Here is a 21,163-nt window from a genome sequence, read left to right as displayed (position 1 = left end):
GCTGCCCACAACGTGGGCAACTATTGTTAGTCATGAGTAATGTAGCCATCCTCCACTATTCCGCACCGCCCATCGTTGGCGGTGTCGAAAGCGTCATTGACCATCATGCCCGCATGATGGTCGCCGCCGGCCACACCGTGCGCATCATTGCCGGCCGCGGCCAGGCGACTGACCGCCGTATTGCCTTCGCTAAAATTCCGCTCATCGATTCGCTCCACTCGCGCGTGCTTGCTGCCAAGCAGTTCCTGGATGCCGGCAAGCTGCCCGCCACCTGGCCGCGTTTGGTCGCAGACATCAGCACACGGCTGCACACTGCCCTGGCAGGTGTTGATGTGCTATTCGCCCATAACGTGGCTTCCCTGCACAAAAATCTGGCGCTCACCGCTGCGCTCTATCAGCTATCACTGCAGCCAAACTTCCCGCGCCTCATCCTCTGGCATCACGACCTGGCCTGGGGCTCCGAACGCTACGGGCAGGAGCTGCATTCTGGCCAGCCGTGGGACCTGCTGCGCACTCCCTGGCCTGCAGCTACGCAAGTAACAATCTCCACCACCCGCCAGGCCGAGCTCGCCAGGCTGCTCAACATCCCCCCGGGGCAAATACTGGTGGTGCCCAACGGCGTCAGCCCGCGTTTGTTCTTCAAACTTGGTCGTCTTTCAATTGAGTTGGTGAACTCGCTCAATCTACTAGCCGCCAGCCCACTACTCCTGATGCCGGTACGCCTCACCTCTCGCAAGAATATTGAGCTGGCGTTGCACAGCCTGGCTGAGCTCCGTAAGCAGATGCCGGATGCTCGCCTGCTCATCACTGGCCCGCTCGGCCCGCACAACCCAGCCAACCACGGCTACTTCGAAAAGCTGAAGCAACTGCGCGCAGAGCTTGGGCTTGAGCAGTCCGCCCACTTCCTGGCCGAGCATGTGGCTGACTTTATCCCTGACGAAGTGATCAGTGATTTCTATCAACTGGCAGATGCGCTATTTCTACCGAGTAAAGATGAAGGCTTTGGCATCCCTGTACTTGAGGCTGGCCTGGCCGGCATACCCGTGTTCTGTTCCAATATCCCCGCTCTGGAAGAACTAGGTGGTGAAGAGGCGTACTATTTCTCCCCAAGCTCTGCGCCAACCGATGTAGCCGCTCTCATCAGCAACACGCTGCAAGCCAGCCCCACCTGGCGTCTGCGCGCCCGCGTGCGCGGAGAGTACACCTGGCAGCAAATCTACAACCAGCATCTGGCCCGCCTGGTGGCAGCATGAAACTAAGCCGCAAATCTGACTTGCTGCGCCATATTCTGGTGCCTGTGATCGACGGCTGCGACATGGAAATGCCGCGCACGCTCGCTCATCTCCTTTCGGGCGAACAGCCGCGCTTGCTTGGCATAGTTCCGGTAGAGGAAAGTGAATCGCTCAGCACCGGCGCAGCACCGGCCCGCCAGTTGCGCGCCGTCATGCGCAGCATTCCCGGCGGCCAACCGCTGCGCATGCTGGTCTCGCACCAGCCTTGGCAGGAATTGCTGGCCGCAGTGGCGGACGAAGAGCCTGACTTGCTGGTGCTTGAATACCCTGCCGCGCTGGAGCGCCTGGGGGTATCGCTCGACACCCTGCTGCGCGAGCTGCCTTGCGATCTGGCCCTCATCCGCGGCCCGCTGCCGCGCAAGCTCAGCAAGGTCCTGGTGGCCATACGCGGCGGCCCGTTCGCCGAACTAGCGCTGCGTCTGGCGCTCACCCTCTCCCAGGCCAGCGGCGCCCGCGTGCAATCTTTGCACGTACGCTCCACCCGCAAGCCAGACATCCCATCGGCCAAGCGCGTCGCCGCCCAGCGAGATGCAGCCTTCCGCGGTCTGCAACGCGTGCTCGAGAACCTGCCGGAAGTCGAACAGCTCCAAATTGAGAGCAGCGACCCGGCGCAGTCCATCATACGCACTTCGCAACGCAGCAGTCTCACCATTCTGGGCGTTGCTGCCCACTTCCCCGCCACCGGCTCCTCGTTTGGACGCACAGTCCAGCGCGTGCTCAAAGAGAGCGCCGGCAGCGTGATCCTTGTGCGCTCCAGCCAGCCCGTGCCCACCGGCACGCTGACAGAAAGCGCCGGCAGCAAGGCCATCTCCGTACTGGTCGATAAATGGTTCGCCGAGAACACCTATCATGCCGACGAGTTTGCTGACCTGAAGCAGCTCGTAAAGCTAAAAGAGCAGCAGGGACTCACCATCAGTCTGGCCATGCCTTCATTGAACGAAGAGGCTACCGTCGGTAAAGTCATTCGCACCGTCAAAACCGCACTCATGGAACGCGTGCCGCTGGTGGACGAACTCGTGCTCATCGATTCGGGCTCTACTGACCGAACCCGCGCCATTGCTGAGAAACTGGGCGTGCCTGTGCATGTGCACCAGGAGCTTTTGCCCGAGTACGGCGCCCGTCGCGGCAAAGGCGAAGCCTTGTGGAAGAGTTTGTACGCAACCCGCGGGGACATTGTGGCCTGGATCGACACCGATATCGTCAATATCCATCCCCGCTTCGTATATGGCTTGCTAGGGCCGTTGCTGGTGGACCCGAACCTTCAGTTCATCAAAGGCTTCTACCGCCGGCCCCTGCGCGTTGGCCGCCAGCTTACCGCCGGCGGCGGCGGCCGCGTCACGGAGCTCACCGCCCGCCCCATGCTCAATCTCTTCTACCCAGAGTTGTCAGGGGTGGTGCAGCCACTCTCCGGCGAGTACGGCGGCCGCCGCTCCGCCCTGGAGCGCCTCACCTTCTATTCGGGCTACGGGGTAGAGACGGGCTTGCTGATCGATATGCTGGAGAAATTCGGCTTGTCGGCGATTGGCCAAACCGACTTGATGGAACGTATTCACCACAACCAAAGCCTGGAAGCCTTAAGCATGATGTCGTTTGCCATCATCCAGGTCGTCATTCACAAGCTTGAAGCCCGCAAAGGCCTCGAGCTCATTGAAGATGTGAATAAAACCATGAAGCTCATCCACTACACCGATGAGCGCTTCTCTCTGGACGTACAGGAGATCAACGAACAGTCACGCCCGCCCATGCTAACCCTGCCAGAATACAAGAAAACGCAAGCTCGCCTGCGCAAACGCCGTCGCTAGCTGGCTGCGCCAGCCACCTCATCCATATACGCCTTAATGCTGGGCACGCCGCTCATGCGGTCATAGTAGAAGTTGTTGACCAGGTTGATAACTTCGGCCCGCGCCGCTTCCGCCCTGCCAGACAACGGCTCGCCCTGGTGCTCACGCGCCAGGATGTCTCGCAATTGCAACAGCTCACGCACGATCTCCTGCTCCTCAGCGCCTTCCAGCACCTTCACCACCGCCAGGATCAACTGGTCGGCCTGCGCCAGCAAATAGTCGATCTGCACAGACGAGCCGGGGTGGAAACAATCATCGATTGTGCGAATAAGCGACCATACTTGATAGAGCACCGTGGCCGGCTCATCAAACAGTTCACGCAGGAAGGCTGCATCGCCATATCGCCCCGTCAGGCGGAAGATGTTGTACATGCGTTTGGCAGCCTTGCCAAAATTGCGGTCTTTGGTGACATACGTACGCACTTGTTTCTCCAACTGGCGCACATATTCGTCAAGCGCGTCCCCATCCACCTGCTTGGCCAGCTTGGTGAACAGGGGGATCGATTCCGCCTCCAAATACACTTCTTGAAAATACGGGTCCAGGTAGCCATCCAGCGGGGTCAGCGTTCCGTCCGGCGCCTGCCAGGTGACGTCCAGCATATTGCTGGCATTCACCAGCTGCTTGCGCACCGGGTCCACGACGACCCAATCCAGCTTGCACCAGCCCGGCTGCTCTGCCGCCTGCTCCCAGGTTAGCGTGAGCGGCTGGCCCGCCGCATCCTGCAAGTCAAGCTTGCCGGCCCGCACGTCCGCCGCGCTCCACGAGATCGGCGAATCTTTGCTCAGTTCACGCCCATCCCGCAACACTGCCTGTGGATAGCTACCAAACTTGATTTCCATCAACTGGTATGTCGGCCCGCGCAAAGTCGCGTCGGCTTTCTCACGGATGAGCTTGGCGAGGATGCTGCAGGCTTCTTCCCGCGTATCCGCAATGATATTGATTCGCTCAAAGTAATCGGCATCACCTGGATATGTTTGAATTTTGGATTGTGCGGCGGAGCCGGATAGCGCCAACGCCGTTTCCACCTTGCCCGGCACATCGTAAAACTCCACCAGCTTGCCCAACTTGCGAAAGTGCTCAAGGTCTTCGGGGCTAAAGTCCAGCATGCTCAGCCGGTGGCCGAAAACTCCCGTACGCACGTCAACAACTACGTCGTCTTGCCCACTTTCCACCGCTGCTGCAGCCAGCCATTGCATGGCTTCGGCTTCGTCGATCTGCACGCCCAGCCGCTGAGCCGATTCAATAACTCGCTGTAGATCCTGCTTAGCTTGATCTTCCATTGCGGGCCTCCTCAAGGTCTCTCAGAATATCTGCAAACAACTCGGCGCCCTGGCGGGCATCATGCTCGGCGTTGTGGTCAAGCACTTCCGGCCGGCCATAGTGGTTGCTCACATGCTGAAAGGCGGTCTCACTCCACCTTACCCCCCGCAAACCAAAGAACACGGCCTTGATGTCCAGCGCACGATGCCCAAAGGGATTGTGGCCAAGGTAATGATGCAAATAGTCGTTTACGAACATCCAGTCAAACGGCGCATTAAAGGCCACGAAGACCGGCTCATCCGCACCTACGTGCGATTGCACCCAATCCACAAGGTGCTGCAAGCCCACTTTGGGAGCTAGCCCTGTGCGGGCCAGCTCCGCCAGATCCAGCTTATGGATCGCGGCGGCTTCCTCCGTTTGGCCCGGCTTATCCGGCTGCAACTCCACGTAGAACGAAGCCCGTGGGTCGCTGACCAACGCTGCTCCGATCGAGAGTAACGCGTAGTCTGCCGGGTTTGGCCCGGCGGTTTCCACATCTATGCAAATGTAAACAGGCTTCCTAGGTATCACTCGCGGGATTGTAGCATGCAGGCAGCGAGGCTCACCCAGGCCAAAGGTGCGGCCTGTATAATCTCCCAATGCCCCGAACCCTTTACGCGATCACCGTTGTTCTTTTCGCGATCATTCTGAGCGCTTGTGCTGGCGCCGGCCCGGTAGGCACACCCACGCCGCAAGCTACTCCCACCCCTGACGTGCCCCAGTCGCTGAACATTTGCATGGCCAATGAGCCTGGCTCGCTCTACATCTATGGTGACAATTCCAGCAGCGCTCGCGCCGTACGCCAGGCCTTGTTCGATGGCCCGTTCGACCTGCACAACCACATTGCCCAAGGTGTCATCTTCGAAACCCAGCCCAGTCCCAGCGTTCAGCCAGTCACCGTTCGCGAGGGCGACCTGGTGGTGGATGCCTATGGCCGTGTAACTACTCTTACTCCCGGTGTCGTGGTGCGCCCGGCTGGCTGCCAAAGCGGCGACTGCATTCAAACCTATGCCGAAGGTGAACTCCAGCTCGATCAAGTGAGCACCACCTTTATCGTGCAAGCGGATCTGCGCTGGTCAGACGGGGCGGCCGTGACTGCGCACGATTCCGCATTCTCATTCCAGATCGCTTCAGCAGAAGCAACCCCTGTAAGCAAAGACATCATTGCAAAAACGGCTAGCTATACCGCCGCAGATGAGCGCACCGTCACCTGGGTCGGCCTGCCCGGCTTCGTAGACCCAATGGCGGCCTCGCGCTTCTGGCAGCCGCTGCCGCAGCATACGCTGGGCAACCTGTCCGCCGCAGACCTACTCACCAGCGAACAAGCCGCTCGTGCTCCACTGGGTTGGGGGCCGTACACGCTGACGCAGTGGGTGACTGGCGAGCGAATTCAACTGGCGCGCAATGCCAACTATCCTGGCAGCCCGCCCAAGTTTGCCGAACTTAACTTTGTCTTCATCGGCAACGACGCAGCCAACAGTCTCAATGCGCTGGCAGATGGACGCTGCGATGTCTTGTTGCCTTCCACCGGTTTGCAGGCGCTGGAGTCCTCCGGCATGCAAGGCGGTGTCATCGCTCAGGACCAATGGCTACACCTGGTCTTTGGCGTCGCACCCCAAAGCTATGACGATGGCTTCAACCTGTATGCTGACCGCGCCAATTACTTCGGCGAGCCCGCCATGCGCCAGGCGCTGGCACAGTGCATTGATCGCAACGCGGTTGCCAGCGCCGTCAACGGCGCGCTGGCCGCGGGCTACCTGCCCGCCAGTAGCCCCTACGCAAATTCCAGCGGAGCCTTACCGGACTACGACCCCGTAGCCGCCAACGCCAGCCTGGATGCGCTCGGCTGGCTCACCAGCGAAGATGGCATTCGCCGCAGCCAGAGCTTCGCCGGAGCTTTATTCGGCCAGGCGCTGGAATTGCGCTTGGCGGTGAGCGAAGATCCCCAAGAACTGACCGTGGCCCAGATCATCCAGACCAGTTTGGCCGATTGTGGCGCAGCCGTAACCATTGAAAGCCTGCCTGCCGCCGAGTTGTTCACCACCGGCCCGGATAGCGTGGTCTTTGGTCGCAATTTCGACCTGGCCCTATTCTCTTGGCCGTTCGGTGAACAGCCTGCCTGCTATCTCTTCCTGGGTGATGCTGTCCCAGGATCGAACTGGAACCAGAATCGTTATGGCTGGGGCGGATGGAATGTGAGCGGCTGGCAAAACGCCAACTTTGACGCCGCCTGCCACACCGCGCTCAACACACTGGCCAGCGACCCTGTCTATGCTCAAGCCCACCAAGCGGCCCAGGCCATCTTCGCACAGGAACTGCCGGCGTTGCCGCTGGCCGTGCCCTATGGCGTGGTAGCCGCCCGCCCCGATTTCTGCGGGCTGGATCCTGATGCTACGAACGGCGCCGAGTTGCTGCAGAATATCGAGAACTATGGCTATGGCGCTTTATGTAACTAACCTTGTCACTTTGATTACGCCAACGTTACCTGACGGCTGCGTCTAAGCGCATCAAGGCGGCAGCCTTGCGGCCGATCTCCACTGCAAAGTTTGTGCCGCGGTCCCACGGGTACACCTGGCTCATGCTGGCAAAGAACAGGCCAGGCATCGGCGTGCGAATATCAGGGATGTTACGTGAGTGGTTGACCAACGGCACAGGCTGGGCATAGTTGGTCTTGTGCACCCAGATCTTCTTGACCCAGCTAGGGTCGAACGCGGGGTTCACGCGCTGGATGCCGGGTACAAACCGATCCAGCAGCTGTTCATCGCTTAGCGAGAAGTACTCGTGCCCCGTTTCCAAATAATCGCCACAATACACAATGTGGTCACCACCAAAGTGCTGCGACGAAACATAGTTGGTGTGCTCCACCAGCGCCAGGAACGGGAAGCCGGCGCTTTTGGGAATGTTGTACCAATAGTAGCCCTGCGGTGAAAGCTGGCGATCCAGCGAGAGGGTCATCACCACCGCCCCCATGCTTTGCAGTTCCAGCAGGCCGCGCAGATACTCTGCGCTCAATTGCGGGGCCAGCTTGGCGAGCAATTGGGGTGATGTGGTCACCAGCGCCTGGTCAAAATGCTCAGTGTCGCCATTGGCGCGCAGCGTCAGCCCGCCATCGGCCGGCGCAATGCTCTCTACCGCGGCCTGCATCTCAAAACGCACACCTATCTGCTTCAATCGTTCAGCGAATTGGTCGGCAAAGGCTTGAAAGCCTCCCTCATACGTGCCCAACCGCGTAGTACGGGCGTGCAGGCGCGCCCATAGCCATGCCATGTTGACTTGCTGGGCGTAAGGGCCAAACTTGCCTTCGATCAGCGGAAGCCACATGCTTTCGTATACGCGTTTGCCCGCCCACTTGCGCATCCAGGCGTCCACCGTGCTGCGCTCCAGCGGCTTCCAGTTGTTGGTGAGACGAAGGAACAAGCCCACCAGGCCAAAACGGATCTTGTCCAATCCCCAGCCCAGGCCGGGATACAGCAACGCGGCCGGAATCGAGTCGAACGGATAGAACTTGCCCTCGTGATACACCACGGTATACGGCCGAGGAAAGAGCACTCGTTCACTCCAACCCAGCTCTTCGATCAGGCCCAGCATATGCTTATCGCTGGCAAACCAGTGGTGATAGAACTTTTCTACGCTCCAATCCCAATGCGGCTCTTTGAACCCCGCCGCCAAGCCGCCCACATGGGCGGCCGCCTCAAAGATCGTGACCTCATACCCGGCCTTGCGCAGATCGTAGGCCGCGGCCATGCCACCAAAACCGGCTCCGATAATGGCGATCTTCATGCCGCCTCCGTACTGGGCACTTCGCCCCAGCGAATACCCTCGCGCGCCAGGTAGTACGCGCCTAGCAGCGTGATCGGCAGCCACAGCGCAATATGCAGCACAAAGGTGTAACTGGTAGCCACTTCCTTCGGCACGCCGTAGGCTTCCAGGATGGCGATGCCTGGTGCATCAAAGGTACCGATGTAACCCGGGGCCGATGGGATCGTAGTGGCCAGGTTGACCACGCCATTCATCAGCATCAGGGCAAAGAAGCTCACCTCGAAGTTGAAAGCGTGCATGACGAACCAGTATTTGCCCGTCTCCAATAGCCAGATCACCAGCGAGCTGATGAATACCATCAATACTTCAAACGGAGAGCGCAGCGCCTCCAGGCCGCCCAGGAAGCGGTTGCCCACCTCCAGCACGCTGGCGCGGAAGCGCTCGGGCATCAGGCGGGCAGTGAGCCAGTTCAGCAAACGCTGGCTGGCGCTGGGGAACATCGCCGCCAACAAGAAAGTGAGCAACGCGCCAAGAAATACCAGGCTGCCCCAGAAAGCGATCTGCTGAATGCTGAGGCCTGCAACCAGGCCGCCGCCAATATCAGCCAGTTCACCAAGATTTACGAAGATAAAGGCCAGCATGACCACGCCATCAAAGATGCGCTCCACAATGATGGTGGCCAGCGAGGCGGAGACGGCTATGCCCTCTTTACGTTTCAGGATGACGGCACGCAACACCTCGCCCGCCCTCGCCGGATAGACGTTGTTGCCCATGTAGCCGATCGCCACGATCGGGAACATGGTGCGAGTGGGCACGGCTTTCAGCGGGCGCAGCAGGTAATGCCAGCGCCAGGCCCGTGCCCACACGGCCAGGAAATACACGCCGATGCCTGGCAGCAGCCAGATGTAATTCGCCTGGCGCACCTGTTGCCAGAAGTCGCCAAAATGCATATTTCGCAGCACAAGATAAAGAAACACAACACTGACGCCAATGCCCAGCCAGAATTGCCAACGGAGTTTAGGTTTTACAGTGCTCATGAAGTTTGGATTCTAGCCTAGACTGGCGGCCAGGGCATGTAGCGCTCATCCTGTGGCGGGTGCGGGAAGACCGGCCGGCCCAGCACCGCGTCCGTGCGCTGGCGCAGCGCGGCCAGCTCCGCCGGGCTGAGGAAGGCGGAGAGCTGCTCATTCAGTTGGCCGCCAGCGCCCAGCTTGACTTGCAACGCGCTTACGTCATCCAACAAATCAGGCGGAATGGACTCGCCAGCAAAATCCCAGACGACAGTGCGCAGCTTCGGCTCCTCGTGGAAACAGATGCCATGGTCGATCAGCCAGATATGGCCATCTTCCCCCTGTAGGATATGGCCGCCCTTGCGGTCAGCATTGTTGGCAAGCAGATCGAATACGGCGGTTGGACGCAGACGCTGGCGCACGGCGTCCTCAAAAGTGAAGTAGTGCTGTTCCGGGTCGTGCTGGACGCGCAGCTGCAGCGAACCCGGCCCAAACGGCCCCTCCGTGCGCAGGACCGTAGGTGGCACCAAATGCCAGCCCAGCGCCTCGCTCAGCAGGTAGGCCGCTACTTCGCGGCCAGCCAGCGTCTCGGGCGGGAAGTCCCACAGCGGCTGCTCGCCGCGCACCGGCTTGTATACGCCCTCCAGCTGGCCGTCGACGCGCACCAGGAATGTGTAGTTGGAGCCCGAGGTGAACTGGCCCTCAAGTTCAAGCCCCCCCGACTGCAGCACTGACAGAACGTGCAGACCGGCCTCTAGTGCTTGTGGCCGTTCTTTTTGACGCAGAAATGGCCAGCGGGGTCCATCGGCTCGCCGCACTGCGGGCAGGTTGGCCGGCCGCGCGAGGCGATCTCGATGCCCCAGTTGGCCATACTGCGGATCTGCGAACGCGTGCACCACAAACGGGCCACATGCAGGTCGTCCGTGCTGGCTTCCGGCGCCTCAACACCTTCACGCAACTCCAACGCCACCAGATCCTGCTCGGCGTCGTAGCCCATGCCAATTTCTGCGGCGCGGAAAAGCGCATCCACCGGCGGGTGAATATGCATCTGCCCTTCCTCAAAATCAGCGGAGGCGTTGGGCAGATCAACATGCTTGGTATTGAGTTCAGCCAGGAACTGCTCAATGGCGACGGCCAGGCTCTGCACCTGCACCTTTTCAACGATCACAGCCACAATGCGCTCTTCCTTCCAGGCCTGAATGTAGAAGACGCGCTGGCCGGCGGGGCCGATGGCATCGGTAGTTATATGGTCAACCGGGCGAAGTTCGATCAGCTTGGTCATAGTATGCGCGCAGTATAGTCCTGAAAATAGTGAATGGAGAGCGGATTAAGTTTCCGTAGCCACCCAGTTTAGCCGCTCCAACGTGGCACGGCCATTCTGGATATGGAGGGTGCTGACCGAGGCAGTCGCCACGCTCAAACGCTGGAACTGGTCCAAGGGCATGCCAGCATAGTGGGCCACGATGAGTTTGATGGGGTCGGCGTGCAGCACGCAGGCGATGATGTCCTTGGCCTTGTGCATGGCGCACAGCGCATCGACTTCGCTCACCAGGCGGGCTTGCTGCTCCAGCATGCCTTCGCCGCCCGGAAAGCGGAACAGCGAGGGCGTGTTCTGCAGCACCGCCCAGCGCTTATCACGCCGCAGCGTCTTGAGCAGCTTGCCTTGCCACTCGCCAAGATCACTTTCCAGCAAGCCTTTGCGCTTGATGATGCGCAGCTTGCGGGCGGCGGCCAGCGGCTGGGCCGTCTCCACAGCCCGCTCCAGCGGGCTGCTGTATACAGCGGCCAGCGGCACCGCTTTGAGCGCGGCCGCCAGGGCGGCAGCCTGCGCCCGGCCGCGTGCATTCAAATGCACGCCGGGCAGGCGGCCCGCCAACCTTTGCTTCTTTACGTAATCGTTCTCCCCATGACGGATCAACAACACGGTTGGCATGCTTACTGGTTTCCTCCGGCTTTGTGACGAGACTTCAATGCATCTGCCGTTTCCTTGCTGGGCGTAGGCACTTCTTCGCTGCGCGTGATGCCAAGTGCTTTGCGCTGGGCTTCACGCCAGCGGGCTAAGCGGTCCTTGATCTCGGCCTCATAACCCTGCTCAGACGGTGTATAGAAATAGGTGCCGAGCACGCCGCTGGGCAGGTACTGCTGCGGCGCAAAATGCTCCGGCGCATTATGTGGATAGACGTAACCTTGACCATGGCCCAGGGCTTTGCCATCGCGGTTCTTGTCCTTCAGGGGGTCGGGCACTTCCACCATGCCGTCGGCTTCAATCTTGGCATAGGCGGAGAAGTAACCCAGGCTGCTGTTGGACTTGGGCGCGGTAGAGAGATACACCACGGCGTGCACCAGCGGGAAGATACCCTCAGGCAGGCCGACGTAATCAAAAGCCTGTGCGGCGGCATTGGCCACCACCATGCCCATGGGATCGCCCATGCCAATATCCTCGCCGGCCAAGATCAGCAGGCGGCGGAAGATGAAGCGCGGGTCTTCGCCGGCATACAGCATCTTAGCCAGCCAGTACAGCGCGGCATCCGGATCTGACCCGCGCACAGACTTGATGAAGGCGGAGATAGTGTCATAGTGTGCATCGCCGTCTTTGTCATACAACACAGCCCGGCGCTGGATGGACTCCTGCGCCACGGGCAGGGTGATGTGCACCACGCCGTCCGTCGGCGGGGTGGATTCCACCGCCAGCTCGAGCGCATTAAGCGCATTGCGGGCATCACCGCCGGCGACGTGGATTAGATGCTGGGCGGCGTCTTCGTCAAACTTGATCGTGCGGCCGCCGTAGCCGCGCTCGGCGTCCTGCAGGGCCTGCTCCAGCACGCGACGCACATCTTCGTCAGAAAGCGGGCGCAGTTGGAAAACACGCGAGCGGGACACTAAGGCACCATTGACCTCAAAATACGGGTTCTCGGTCGTGGCGCCGATGAGGGTGATGGTGCCGTTCTCCACATGCGGCAGCAAAGCATCCTGCTGGGCCTTGTTCCAGCGGTGCACTTCATCCACAAACAAGATGGTGCGCAGATTGTGCAGGCGGCGGCGCTCACGCGCTTCTTCGATGACGGCGGCTAGATCAGCTTTACCGGTCATCACCGCCGAAAGGGTTACGAAATAGGACTGGGTGTGGTTGGCGATGACCATGGCCAGGGTGGTCTTGCCCGAGCCTGGCGGCCCCCACAGCAGGATCGAGGAAAACAGCCGGTCCGCTTCAATGGCGCGGCGCAATAGGCGGCCCTCGCCCACAATATCGTCCTGGCCGATGTACTCGTCCAGGCGGCGCGGGCGCATGCGGGCAGCCAGAGGGCTTTCGGTAGCCAGGCGCTCCTTGAGGGCGTGGTCAAATAGATCGTACCGATCTTGATCCATAAGTAGAACGATTGTACTGCAACGCCCCCAGAGGTATGCCTGCAGGTTGTAGTTGTAGTGAGCGGGGGAGCCCTTCACTACAACTTGACAACATTCATAAGGGATCCAGATCTGCCATAAGCCATGAAATGAGGCTGACGGCAAGCATTTGGGCCAAATATCAAGGAATTGTTCAGAGCTGGATAGTTCCTCGAGGCAGCCACAGCCAACAAGCCCCAATATTGCAGTCCGTACAATATCTTTGCCCTTCGCTCGTCTTCCCTGTAAGATGAGCGAGGGAGCGATCCAAACCCTGATGGCTGGCAACAAACGCGTCACGGAAGCGGTGGAGCAGCACGAATCACGGCTGCGCGGCTTTATCCGCGCCCGTGTGCCGGATGTGCTGGACGCCGAAGACATTCTGCAGGATGTCTTCTACGAGCTGGCCCGCGCCAACCGCCTGCTAGTGCCGATCGAGCACCTGAGCGGCTGGCTGTTCCAGGTGGCGCGCAACCGCATCACGGACCTGTTCCGCAGGCAGCAAACGGGCGAGACAAGCGAGCTGGACGCGGAGACGGGCGAGGATGGCCTGCTGCTGGCCGAGGTACTGCCGGCGGCAGACGGCGGGCCAGAGGCAGCCTTTGCGCGGGCGGCGCTGCTTGCAGAACTGGAGCAGGCGCTAAGCGAGCTGCCGGTGGAACAACGCGCCGTGTTCGTGGCGCACGAGATCGAGAGGCGCACTTTCAAGGAGATGCAGGCGGAAGCGGGCGCGAGCCTGAACACGCTGCTATCTCGTAAGCGCTACGCCGTGCTGTATCTGCGGCAACGGCTGGCGCATCTTTATCAAGAATCGTAGGAAGGACATAAACGATGGAACAACGCATTCAATTCAATATTGCCCGCGGCATTCGGATCGCCATCATGGTGGCTATCGGGGCAACGCTGTTTGTGCTGGTGGGCGGCTTTGTGGTGAGCGGTCTCTGGAACTGGCTGTTGCCCGAACTGTTCGGTTGGCCCCTGATCACCTTCTGGCAAGGGCTGGGCCTGCTGGCGCTAAGCCGCATTCTGTTCGGCGGCATCGGCGGGCCGGGCGGCCCGGGCCGCCGCGGCCGCAAGGGCAAGCGCGGCCCGCACTGGGACCTGAGCGACGAAGAACGCGAGCGCCTGAAGCAACAGATCGTGGACGCCAAGGACGAAGGCGAGACGATGTAGGCTATCAAGCCTAGCAAAGAGCGACCCATTCGGGTCGCTCTTTTGTTTTGGTTCCACATCATCAACCTGATCTATTTCTTTGTGTTTGCTTGACGAACAACTGCAAAGCTCGTGTAGAATTATTCGGTACGGAAGAGTACGCCTCGAAACGACGGCACAGAAAGCCGGGCACTGCTGAGAGCCTGGCCCGCACGCCAGGGCGGAATGGATCCGAATGCTGCTGATGGCAGCTATGTGAAACAATAAAAGCGGCGTGTGCCAAGGCACACGCAACTGAGGTGGCACCGCGGGCTTGCGCTCGTCCTCAGAGCAGATCAACATTGCTCTGAAGGCGGGCGTTTTTTGTTCGCCAGGGCATAGGCTTGGAGATTGCTTCGTCGGCGCTGCTGCGCAGCGCTCCTCGCAAAGACGAATATGAACTAAGGAGTACAGGAACATGATCGCAACCAAAGGACGCATTCTTACCGGCCACCGCCCCACCGGGCCGCGCCACATCGGCCATCTGGTGGGCACGCTGGAGCAGTGGGCCAAGATGCAGGATGATTACGAGTGCTACTTCCTCATCGCCGACCTGCATGTGCTCACGACCGACTACGAACACCCGGAGCGCATTCAGGAGAACATCGTCAACGTGGTGGCCGATTGGCTGGCCGCCGGTATTGACCCGGCCAAGGCCACCCTGGTGCGCCAATCGGCGTTGGCCCAGCATGCCCAGCTCTCGCAGTTGTTCGGCATGATGACCACCGTGGCGCGGCTCGAACGCGTGCCTACTTACAAAGACCAGATCCAGAACCTGGGCCTCAACCCATCGCTGGGGCTGCTGGCTTACCCGGTGCTGCAAAGCGCCGATATTCTGGTCTACAAGGCGAACCTGGTTCCGGTGGGCGAGGACCAGATGCCGCACATCGAGCTGACCCGCGAGGTGGCGCGGCGTTTCAACACACTGTATGGCGAAACCTTCCCCGAGCCGGACGGCCTGCTGACCAAGACGGCGCGCCTGCCAGGGGTGGACAACCGCACCATGCACAGCTCATACAACAATGCCATCCGCTTCATCGAGAGCGAAGAAGAAACCACTAAGAAGGTCATGAGCATGTACACCGACCCCACCCGCCTGCGCGCCACCGACCCCGGCACCGTGGAGGGCAACCCGGTGTTCGAGTATCACGATGTCTTCAACCCCAACAAGGATGAGGTGGAAGACTTCAAGACCCGCTACCGCGAGGGTAAGGTGGGTGACGTTGAAGTAAAGAAGAGCCTGGCAGCAGCGCTGAACGCGTACCTGCGTCCCATCCGCGAGCGCCGCGCCGAGTTCCTAAAAGACCCGGCCAAGGTGGTGAAGATCCTGGACGAGGGCACCGAGAAGGCTCGCCCCCTGGTGGAAGCCACGTTTGATGAAGTGATGCGCAAAATGGGGCTGAGATAGACCTCGGCAACGCTGATAACCAAAAAACGCCCGCAAAAGCGGGCGTTTTTGCATCACACAATAGAAGGTGGTATCCTAAACTCCCCGGTGGCTCTCGCACGCCACCCAACCATTCACCGAACAGGACCGGATGAGCACACCTTCACTAACCGCACCCCACGCGGCTGAATTTACATTGCCAGAGCGGTACCCCACCAACCGCACAAGCCCCGGCCGCTGGCTGTGGTCTCACTTCAAACCGCATTGGGCGCTGGGCCTGATGCTGATGGTAGGCGCCATCACCAACGGCGCCCTGGCAGCCTATGTGCCGATCGAGATCGGCAAAGCCTTCGAAGCCATCATGGCGGACCCGCCCCAGACCCAGCTGTTGATGGGCTTTGTATGGGTGATCATCATCAGCCAGACGGTTCGTTCTGTGCTGCAGTTCGCCCGCAACTTTGCGGCCGAATGGCTGGGCCAGCTTTTTGAGCGCAACATTCGCGAGGAGCTGTACACCAACCTACTCGGCAAGAGCATGACCTTCCATAGCCTGCAGTCGGTGGGCGACACCATGGCACGCGCCACCAACGACGTGCGCGAGATCAATCTCATGTTCAACCCAGGCCTCAACCTGGTGATTGGCGCCGCCTTCTTCCTGTTCACGCCGATCGCGGCTGGGTATGGCCTGCATCCCGCGCTGGCTATCATCCCCACCCTGTTTACGCTGGTGTATTTCGCCGCCATTTGGCAGTATTTAAGGGAATTGAACCCAGTAGCGGCTACGCAGCGCAACGCCTTTGGCACGCTGAACGCGCGCCTCTCCGAATCGCTGGATGGCATCGAGACCGTCAAAGGCATGGCGCAGGAGAAGTACGAGGTCAACCTGTTCCGCCGTAATGCGCGCCGCTTCCGCGACGCATATGTGCACCAGGGCTACATTGAAGGGCGCTTCCTGCCCATGCTGCTGATGGCGATCGCCCAGGCGGCCGGCTTGTGGCACTCGCTGGTGCTGATGCAGCAGGGCCAGATCGTGCTGGGCGATGTGATCGCTTACTTCGGCCTGCTGGCCCTGTTCGGCTTTCCGGTCTTCACTTCGCTGTTCGCTTATTCGCAGGTGTCGTTGGGCGTGGCCAGTGCGCGCCGCATTCTGGAGCTGCTGAACAACGAGACCGACCTGGACCAGAACGCCGAAGGCTACGGCGACGCGATGCAGGGCGCCATCGAGTTCAAGAGCGTCACCTTTGCCTATGAAGATCAGGAGCCTGCCCTGAGCAAAGTCAGCTTCAAGGTCAAACCTGGCCTGACGGTAGCCATCGTGGGCCAAACCGGTACTGGAAAGACCTCGCTGGCCAAGCTAGTCAACCGCACCTATGACGTAAGCTCCGGCTCTGTGCTGGTGGACGGCATCGACGTGCGTGAGTGGAACCTGGAGGCGTTGCGCCGCCAGATCTCCATCATCGAGCAGGACATTTTCCTCTTCTCGCGCACCGTGGCCGAGAACATTGCCTTCGGCCACCAGGATGCCACTCGCGCCCAGATCGAGGAAGCCGCCAAGCAGGCTCAGGCGCACGACTTCATCATGGACTTCAAGGACGGCTACGACACCATCGTGGGCGAGCGTGGCGTCACCTTGTCTGGCGGACAACGCCAGCGCCTGGCGCTGGCGCGTGCCTTCCTCACCGACCCGCGCATCCTGATCCTGGATGATTCGACCAGCGCCATTGACAGCGCCACCGAAGACAAGATCCAACGTGCCATCTACGCCGCTACCAAGGGGCGCACCACGCTCATCATCACGCACCGCCTCTCACAGATCCGCTGGGCAGACCTGATCATCGTGCTGCGCGGCGGTAAGGTGGTGGCCTCCGGCAGCCACGAGCAACTGCTCAAGACATCGCCGGCCTATAAACGCATCTTTAGCGAGTAAGCACAGGACCTATGGGCTTTTTCTCTGGACTCGACGCGGAACAATACGACCGCCAATACAGTGACAAGCAGCTGCTACAACGCATGGCGGACTACTTCAAGCCGCACATGAAAACATTGTGGGCCATCGGCGTGCTGGCGCTGCTGACCGCCGTCACCGCGGCTGCCGTGCCGCTGCTGCTGGCCCGCGCCCTGGACGAACTCAGCACCCAACTCACCCAGCAGCGCATCTCGCTGGTGGTGGGCGTGGTGTTCCTCTCCGGCTTTCTGAGCTGGGCAGCCAACTGGTGGCGCCGCCGCCTGACGGCGCGCGCCATCGGTGACGTGATCCTGGCCATCCGCCTAGACGGCTTTCAGGCGGCCATGTCGCATGACCTCTCGTTCTACGACGAGAACCCCTCCGGCAAAGTAGTCTCGCGCATCACCTCCGACACGCGTGAATACGGCGACATGGTGGTGCTAATCACCGACCTCATTTCGCAATTCGGCCAGGCGCTGATCGTGGGCGGCGTACTGATCGCCATCAACTGGCGGCTATCGCTGTACCTGTTCGGCATGCTGCCGCTGGTGTATTGGATGGCGACCCTGTTCCGCGAGGCAGCCCGGCGCACCACGCGCACCGGCATGCGCGCCATGGGCAACGTCAACTCGGTCATCAAAGAAACCATCAGCGGCATCGCCGTAGCCAAGAACTTCCGTCAGGAAGAAGCCATCTTCAAGGAATTTGACACAGGCAACCGCGGCTCGTTTGAAGTGAATCTGCGCCGCGGCTTCGTGCTGAGCATGGTCTTCCCGGTGCTCAACGCCATGGCCGCCCTGGGCACCGCCCTGCTGTTATATGTGGGAGGTATGAACGTGGCCGCCACCGTCATCACCGCTGGCGCCTGGTACCTATTCCTGCAGGGGCTCGACCGCTTCTGGTTCCCGGTGCTAAACCTCTCGGCATTCTGGACACAGTTGCAATCCGGCCTGGCGGCGGCTGAGCGCTCATTCGCGCTGATCGACGCCGAGCCGCGCGTGGTGCAGACCGGCAAGGTGCGCCTGCCGCGCATCAAGGGCGACATTCGCTTCGAGAACGTCAACTTCCGCTACACAGAAGGCGAGCCGATCCTGCGTAACTTCAGCCTGCACATCCGCCCCGGGGAAACCGTGGCGCTGGTTGGGCACACGGGTGCGGGCAAAACCTCGATCGCCAAGCTGGTCAACCGCTTCTACGAGTTCCAGGAGGGTCAGCTGCTGATCGACGGCAAGGACATTCGCAGCCTGGATCTGGCCGACTATCGCCGCCAGCTGGGCATCGTATCCCAGGTTCCCTTCCTGTTCGATGGCACAGTCTCGCAGAACATTCGATACGCCGCCCCCAGCGTGAAGGACGCGGCCATCCTGCGCCTGGCGCGCAGGATTGGCAAAGGCGAATGGCTGGAGACGCTGCCGGACGGGCTCAAGACCCAGGTGGGCGAGCGCGGCGGGCGGCTCTCCATGGGCCAGCGCCAGCTGGTCTCGCTGCTGCGCGTACTGGTGCAAAAGCCGGGCATCTTCGTGCTCGACGAGGCCACCGCCAGCATTGACCCCTTCACCGAATGGCAGATCCAGCAGGCCCTCGACCTGATCCTGAGCAACAGTACCAGCATCCTGATCGCCCACCGCCTCTCGACCGTGAAAGCGGCTGACCGCATCATCGTGCTGAAAGAAGGCCAGATCATCGAAGAGGGTGACCATGATGGTTTGCTGGGCCAGGGCGGGCACTACGCCACCTTGTACAACACCTACTTCCGCCATCAAAGCCTTGCGTATATCGAAGAGAGCCGCAAACTTGCGGACTAATGCAAGCAATTAAAAAAACCGGCGTTCGCCGGTTTTTTTATTGCTTGCGAGTCAATTCATATATGGTGAAGTCGTGGTCGTTCCTGTTGCCGGCGGCAAAGTGCTGCTGGCTTTGCAATTTCCATTCATCCATGCTGAATTCGGGAAAAAAGACATCGCAGTCTGCAACGGTTTTGACTTGGGTGAGGTAAAAGCGCTGCGCCAGCGGCAGGGCCAGCGCAAATAGCTCGGCGCCGCCGATGACAAACAGCTCTTCCTCCCCGGCCGCCCGAGCTTCTGCCTCAGCAGCTTCGAAACTGGGCAGAACAAGAGCATCGTCTGCGCGGAAGGCGGGGTTATGCGAGAGCACCAGCAGTTTGCGCCCGGGCAGGCGCCCCGCCACCGTGGCATACGTTTTGCGACCCATGAGCACATGATGTCCCAGCGTGAGGGCACGGAAATGCTTGAGATCGTCGCTTAGATGCCAGGGCATGCGCCCATTGCGGCCAATGCCCCCGTGCTCATCCACGGCGGCGATCAGCGAAATGATCACACTGCCACCGGAGCCTTGATATGGGGATGCGCCTGGTAATCCTGCAGGGTGAAATCCTCATAGGTGAAAGCGAAGATATCGCTGACCGCCGGGCTGAGCCGCATGCGCGGCAGCGGCAGCGGCTGGCGGCTGAGCTGCAAGCGGGCTTGCTCATAGTGATTGCTGTACAGGTGGCAATCGCCCAGCGAGATGACAAAGTCGCCTGCCTGCAGCCCGGAGACCTGCGCCACCATCATAGTGAGCAGAGCATAAGAGGCAATGTTGAACGGCAGGCCAAGAAAAATATCCGCCGAACGCTGGTAAAGCTGGCACGACAGCTTGCCACCGGCCACGTAGAACTGGAACAGCAAATGGCAAGGCGGCAGGGCCATGTTGGGCAGCTCGGCCACGTTCCAGGCGCTGACGATGAGGCGGCGCGAATCGGGGTTGCGCTTGATCTCGGAGATGACCCAACTGATCTGGTCCACCGCCTGCCCATCCGCGGCCGGCCAGCTGCGCCACTGGGCGCCGTACACCGGCCCCAGGTCGCCGCGCTCGTCGGCCCACTCATCCCAAATGCGTACGCCGTTATCCTTCAAATAGGCAATGTTGGTGCCGCCCTGCAGGAACCACAGCAGCTCGTGGATGATGGACTTGGTATGAAGTTTTTTTGTGGTCAGTAGCGGGAAACCCTGCTGCAGGTCAAAGCGCATCTGGTGCCCGAACAGCGAGCGCGTGCCAGTGCCGGTGCGGTCGTGCTTTTCCACGCCGTCTTGCAACACACGCTGCATCAGGTCCAGGTAGGCTTGCATCAGGTCAGGGTCGCTCGGGCTTGCTCGATATCGGTGTGGATCTGTGCCAGCAATGCGTCCACGCCGGCGAACTTCTGCTCACCGCGCAGGCGGGAGACAAATTCCAGCTTGAGCGGCTGGTCGTAGAACTCCCCACCAGCATAATCCAAGATATGCGTCTCCACAACCGGGGCGAGCGTACCGTCCTCAAACGTCGGCCGCAGGCCGATGTTGGTGACGCTGGGCAGGCGCTGCCCGCCCAGCCAGGCCCAGGTGACATACACCCCGGTGGCCGGCACCAGGCGCCGCTCGGGGATGCGCAGGTTGGCGGTGGGGATGCCGATGCTACGGCCGCGCTTCGCCCCGCCGACCACCGTGCCGGTCAGCGTGTAGCGCCGGCCGAGCAGCCGCTCGGCCAGGCTCACATCGCCGCCGGCCAGGGCGGTGCGAATAAGCGTCGAGGACACCACCTGGCCGTCCACGCGCACGGGCAACATCTGGTGCACCGAGAAGCCAAGCTCCGCACCAAAACGGCGCAGCGCGTCAAAATTGCCCTGGCGGTCATGCCCCAGTGCAAAGTCATGCCCGATCCACAGCTTGTCAATATCCAGACGGCTGTGCACCTGCTCAATGAACTCGCGAGCCGGCGTGTTGCGCACCTGCTCATCAAACGGGTGCGAGATGAGCATATCCACGCCCAGCGCGGCAAACAGCTCGGCCTTTTCTTCAGGCTGATATAAGTAAAAGCCAGTGAGCGGGCCGCGCAAGACTTCGGCGGGGTGCGGGTCAAAGGTTAAAACAACTGCCGGGGCGCCCTGTGCATGCGCTCCGGCAGTCAGTTCTTTGATGATCTGTTGGTGGCCTGCGTGCAAGCCGTCAAACGAGCCTATAGTTAGCCAGGCATGCTGCGCGCTGGCCGATTGCAGGGAGTTGTGCTGCATACGCCTT

The 21,163-nt window shown here is 60.7% G+C and carries 19 protein-coding genes; 8 read left to right on the top strand and 11 right to left on the bottom strand.

Annotated features, from left to right (window positions below; all coding sequences use genetic code 11):
• Positions 1 to 32 precede the first annotated feature (32 nt).
• Positions 33 to 1,253, top strand: coding sequence for a glycosyltransferase (locus tag KIT08_06795; protein ID UYN88807.1), 1,221 nt, complete (start codon positions 33 to 35; stop codon positions 1,251 to 1,253).
• A complete protein-coding gene (locus KIT08_06790) occupies positions 1,250 to 3,094 on the top strand; it encodes a glucosyl-3-phosphoglycerate synthase (protein UYN88806.1) in 1,845 nt (614 codons plus the stop codon). The genes KIT08_06795 and KIT08_06790 overlap by 4 nt, the downstream gene beginning before the upstream one ends.
• Here the strand turns inward: KIT08_06790 and KIT08_06785 are convergent.
• Together KIT08_06785 and KIT08_06780 are read right to left on the bottom strand one after the other, a co-directional pair.
• The gene (locus KIT08_06785) at positions 3,091 to 4,413 is read right to left on the bottom strand and encodes a hypothetical protein (GenBank protein ID UYN88805.1); all 1,323 of its coding nucleotides are present in this window, start codon (positions 4,411 to 4,413) and stop codon (positions 3,091 to 3,093) included. The genes KIT08_06790 and KIT08_06785 overlap by 4 nt on opposite strands.
• Positions 4,397 to 4,963 (bottom strand): 3'-5' exonuclease, encoded by a 567-nt coding sequence (locus KIT08_06780; protein ID UYN88804.1) that lies wholly within the window; start codon positions 4,961 to 4,963, stop codon positions 4,397 to 4,399. The genes KIT08_06785 and KIT08_06780 overlap by 17 nt, the downstream gene beginning before the upstream one ends.
• A gap of 68 nt (positions 4,964 to 5,031) precedes the next feature.
• Here KIT08_06780 and KIT08_06775 point away from each other — a divergent pair, with 68 nt between their 5' ends.
• Entirely contained in the window at positions 5,032 to 6,888 is a 1,857-nt protein-coding gene (locus tag KIT08_06775; protein ID UYN88803.1) for a hypothetical protein, read from the top strand.
• A gap of 25 nt (positions 6,889 to 6,913) precedes the next feature.
• Here the strand turns inward: KIT08_06775 and KIT08_06770 are convergent, their stop codons facing one another.
• The 6 genes from KIT08_06770 to KIT08_06745 are packed head-to-tail and all read right to left on the bottom strand — an operon-like array spanning position 6,914 to position 12,567.
• Positions 6,914 to 8,212: an NAD(P)/FAD-dependent oxidoreductase gene (locus KIT08_06770; GenBank protein ID UYN88802.1), complete on the bottom strand. Its 1,299-nt coding sequence runs from the start codon at positions 8,210 to 8,212 to the stop codon at positions 6,914 to 6,916.
• Positions 8,209 to 9,228 (bottom strand): flippase-like domain-containing protein, encoded by a 1,020-nt coding sequence (locus KIT08_06765; GenBank protein UYN88801.1) that lies wholly within the window; start codon positions 9,226 to 9,228, stop codon positions 8,209 to 8,211. The genes KIT08_06770 and KIT08_06765 overlap by 4 nt, the downstream gene beginning before the upstream one ends.
• A gap of 17 nt (positions 9,229 to 9,245) precedes the next feature.
• The gene (locus KIT08_06760) at positions 9,246 to 9,932 is read right to left on the bottom strand and encodes an SCO1664 family protein (protein UYN88800.1); all 687 of its coding nucleotides are present in this window, start codon (positions 9,930 to 9,932) and stop codon (positions 9,246 to 9,248) included.
• 23 nt (positions 9,933 to 9,955) lie between these two features.
• A complete protein-coding gene (locus tag KIT08_06755; protein ID UYN88799.1) occupies positions 9,956 to 10,483 on the bottom strand; it encodes a DUF3090 domain-containing protein in 528 nt (175 codons plus the stop codon).
• 45 nt (positions 10,484 to 10,528) lie between these two features.
• Positions 10,529 to 11,134 (bottom strand): histidine phosphatase family protein, encoded by a 606-nt coding sequence (locus KIT08_06750; GenBank protein UYN88798.1) that lies wholly within the window; start codon positions 11,132 to 11,134, stop codon positions 10,529 to 10,531.
• A 2-nt stretch (positions 11,135 to 11,136) separates the two neighbouring features.
• A complete protein-coding gene (locus KIT08_06745; protein UYN88797.1) occupies positions 11,137 to 12,567 on the bottom strand; it encodes an AAA family ATPase in 1,431 nt (476 codons plus the stop codon).
• A 295-nt stretch (positions 12,568 to 12,862) separates the two neighbouring features.
• Between KIT08_06745 and KIT08_06740 the strand changes: the two genes are divergently transcribed.
• The 5 genes from KIT08_06740 to KIT08_06720 all read left to right on the top strand — a co-directional run bounded on the left by KIT08_06740 (position 12,863) and on the right by KIT08_06720 (position 18,913).
• The gene (locus KIT08_06740; GenBank protein UYN88796.1) at positions 12,863 to 13,402 is read left to right on the top strand and encodes a sigma-70 family RNA polymerase sigma factor; all 540 of its coding nucleotides are present in this window, start codon (positions 12,863 to 12,865) and stop codon (positions 13,400 to 13,402) included.
• Between the two features lie 14 nt (positions 13,403 to 13,416).
• The gene (locus KIT08_06735) at positions 13,417 to 13,758 is read left to right on the top strand and encodes a hypothetical protein (GenBank protein UYN88795.1); all 342 of its coding nucleotides are present in this window, start codon (positions 13,417 to 13,419) and stop codon (positions 13,756 to 13,758) included.
• Between the two features lie 436 nt (positions 13,759 to 14,194).
• A complete protein-coding gene (gene trpS / locus KIT08_06730; protein ID UYN88794.1) occupies positions 14,195 to 15,184 on the top strand; it encodes a tryptophan--tRNA ligase in 990 nt (329 codons plus the stop codon).
• 130 nt (positions 15,185 to 15,314) lie between these two features.
• The gene (locus KIT08_06725) at positions 15,315 to 17,090 is read left to right on the top strand and encodes an ABC transporter ATP-binding protein (protein ID UYN88793.1); all 1,776 of its coding nucleotides are present in this window, start codon (positions 15,315 to 15,317) and stop codon (positions 17,088 to 17,090) included.
• Positions 17,091 to 17,101: 11 nt separating this feature from the next.
• Positions 17,102 to 18,913, top strand: a complete 1,812-nt coding sequence (locus KIT08_06720) for an ABC transporter ATP-binding protein (protein UYN88792.1) — start codon at positions 17,102 to 17,104, stop codon at positions 18,911 to 18,913.
• A 37-nt stretch (positions 18,914 to 18,950) separates the two neighbouring features.
• Here the strand turns inward: KIT08_06720 and KIT08_06715 are convergent, their stop codons facing one another.
• Genes KIT08_06715 through KIT08_06705 form a run of 3 tightly spaced genes read right to left on the bottom strand, consistent with a single transcriptional unit; the run spans position 18,951 to position 21,156 of the window.
• Positions 18,951 to 19,445: a dihydrofolate reductase gene (locus KIT08_06715; GenBank protein UYN88791.1), complete on the bottom strand. Its 495-nt coding sequence runs from the start codon at positions 19,443 to 19,445 to the stop codon at positions 18,951 to 18,953.
• Entirely contained in the window at positions 19,442 to 20,236 is a 795-nt protein-coding gene (locus KIT08_06710) for a thymidylate synthase (GenBank protein UYN88790.1), read from the bottom strand. Before KIT08_06710 ends, KIT08_06715 begins: the two co-directional genes overlap by 4 nt.
• Complete coding sequence (locus tag KIT08_06705; GenBank protein UYN88789.1) at positions 20,236 to 21,156, bottom strand: bifunctional riboflavin kinase/FAD synthetase; 921 nt, start codon at positions 21,154 to 21,156, stop codon at positions 20,236 to 20,238. The genes KIT08_06710 and KIT08_06705 overlap by 1 nt, the downstream gene beginning before the upstream one ends.
• Positions 21,157 to 21,163: the final 7 nt, after the last annotated feature.

Source organism: Anaerolineales bacterium (genome assembly GCA_025808555.1).
Taxonomy (GTDB): domain Bacteria; phylum Chloroflexota; class Anaerolineae; order Anaerolineales; family UBA11579; genus JAMCZK01.
The sequence above is the reverse complement of the archived record's forward strand: the minus strand, read 5'-3'. Positions and strand labels throughout refer to the sequence as shown.

Bases quoted from the DNA above. Each gene is read 5' to 3' on its own strand.
- KIT08_06795 (UYN88807.1), top strand. From the start codon at position 33: ATGAGTAATGTAGCCATCCTCCACTATTCCGCACCGCCCATCGTTGGC.
- KIT08_06790 (UYN88806.1), top strand. From the start codon at position 1,250: ATGAAACTAAGCCGCAAATCTGACTTGCTGCGCCATATTCTGGTGCCT.
- KIT08_06785 (UYN88805.1), bottom strand. From the start codon at position 4,413: ATGGAAGATCAAGCTAAGCAGGATCTACAGCGAGTTATTGAATCGGCT.
- KIT08_06775 (UYN88803.1), top strand. From the start codon at position 5,032: ATGCCCCGAACCCTTTACGCGATCACCGTTGTTCTTTTCGCGATCATT.
- KIT08_06770 (UYN88802.1), bottom strand. From the start codon at position 8,212: ATGAAGATCGCCATTATCGGAGCCGGTTTTGGTGGCATGGCCGCGGCC.
- KIT08_06765 (UYN88801.1), bottom strand. From the start codon at position 9,228: ATGAGCACTGTAAAACCTAAACTCCGTTGGCAATTCTGGCTGGGCATT.
- KIT08_06755 (UYN88799.1), bottom strand. From the start codon at position 10,483: ATGACCAAGCTGATCGAACTTCGCCCGGTTGACCATATAACTACCGAT.
- KIT08_06750 (UYN88798.1), bottom strand. From the start codon at position 11,134: ATGCCAACCGTGTTGTTGATCCGTCATGGGGAGAACGATTACGTAAAG.
- KIT08_06745 (UYN88797.1), bottom strand. From the start codon at position 12,567: ATGGATCAAGATCGGTACGATCTATTTGACCACGCCCTCAAGGAGCGC.
- KIT08_06740 (UYN88796.1), top strand. From the start codon at position 12,863: ATGGCTGGCAACAAACGCGTCACGGAAGCGGTGGAGCAGCACGAATCA.
- KIT08_06735 (UYN88795.1), top strand. From the start codon at position 13,417: ATGGAACAACGCATTCAATTCAATATTGCCCGCGGCATTCGGATCGCC.
- trpS (UYN88794.1), top strand. From the start codon at position 14,195: ATGATCGCAACCAAAGGACGCATTCTTACCGGCCACCGCCCCACCGGG.
- KIT08_06725 (UYN88793.1), top strand. From the start codon at position 15,315: ATGAGCACACCTTCACTAACCGCACCCCACGCGGCTGAATTTACATTG.
- KIT08_06720 (UYN88792.1), top strand. From the start codon at position 17,102: ATGGGCTTTTTCTCTGGACTCGACGCGGAACAATACGACCGCCAATAC.
- KIT08_06710 (UYN88790.1), bottom strand. From the start codon at position 20,236: ATGCAAGCCTACCTGGACCTGATGCAGCGTGTGTTGCAAGACGGCGTG.
- KIT08_06705 (UYN88789.1), bottom strand. From the start codon at position 21,156: ATGCAGCACAACTCCCTGCAATCGGCCAGCGCGCAGCATGCCTGGCTA.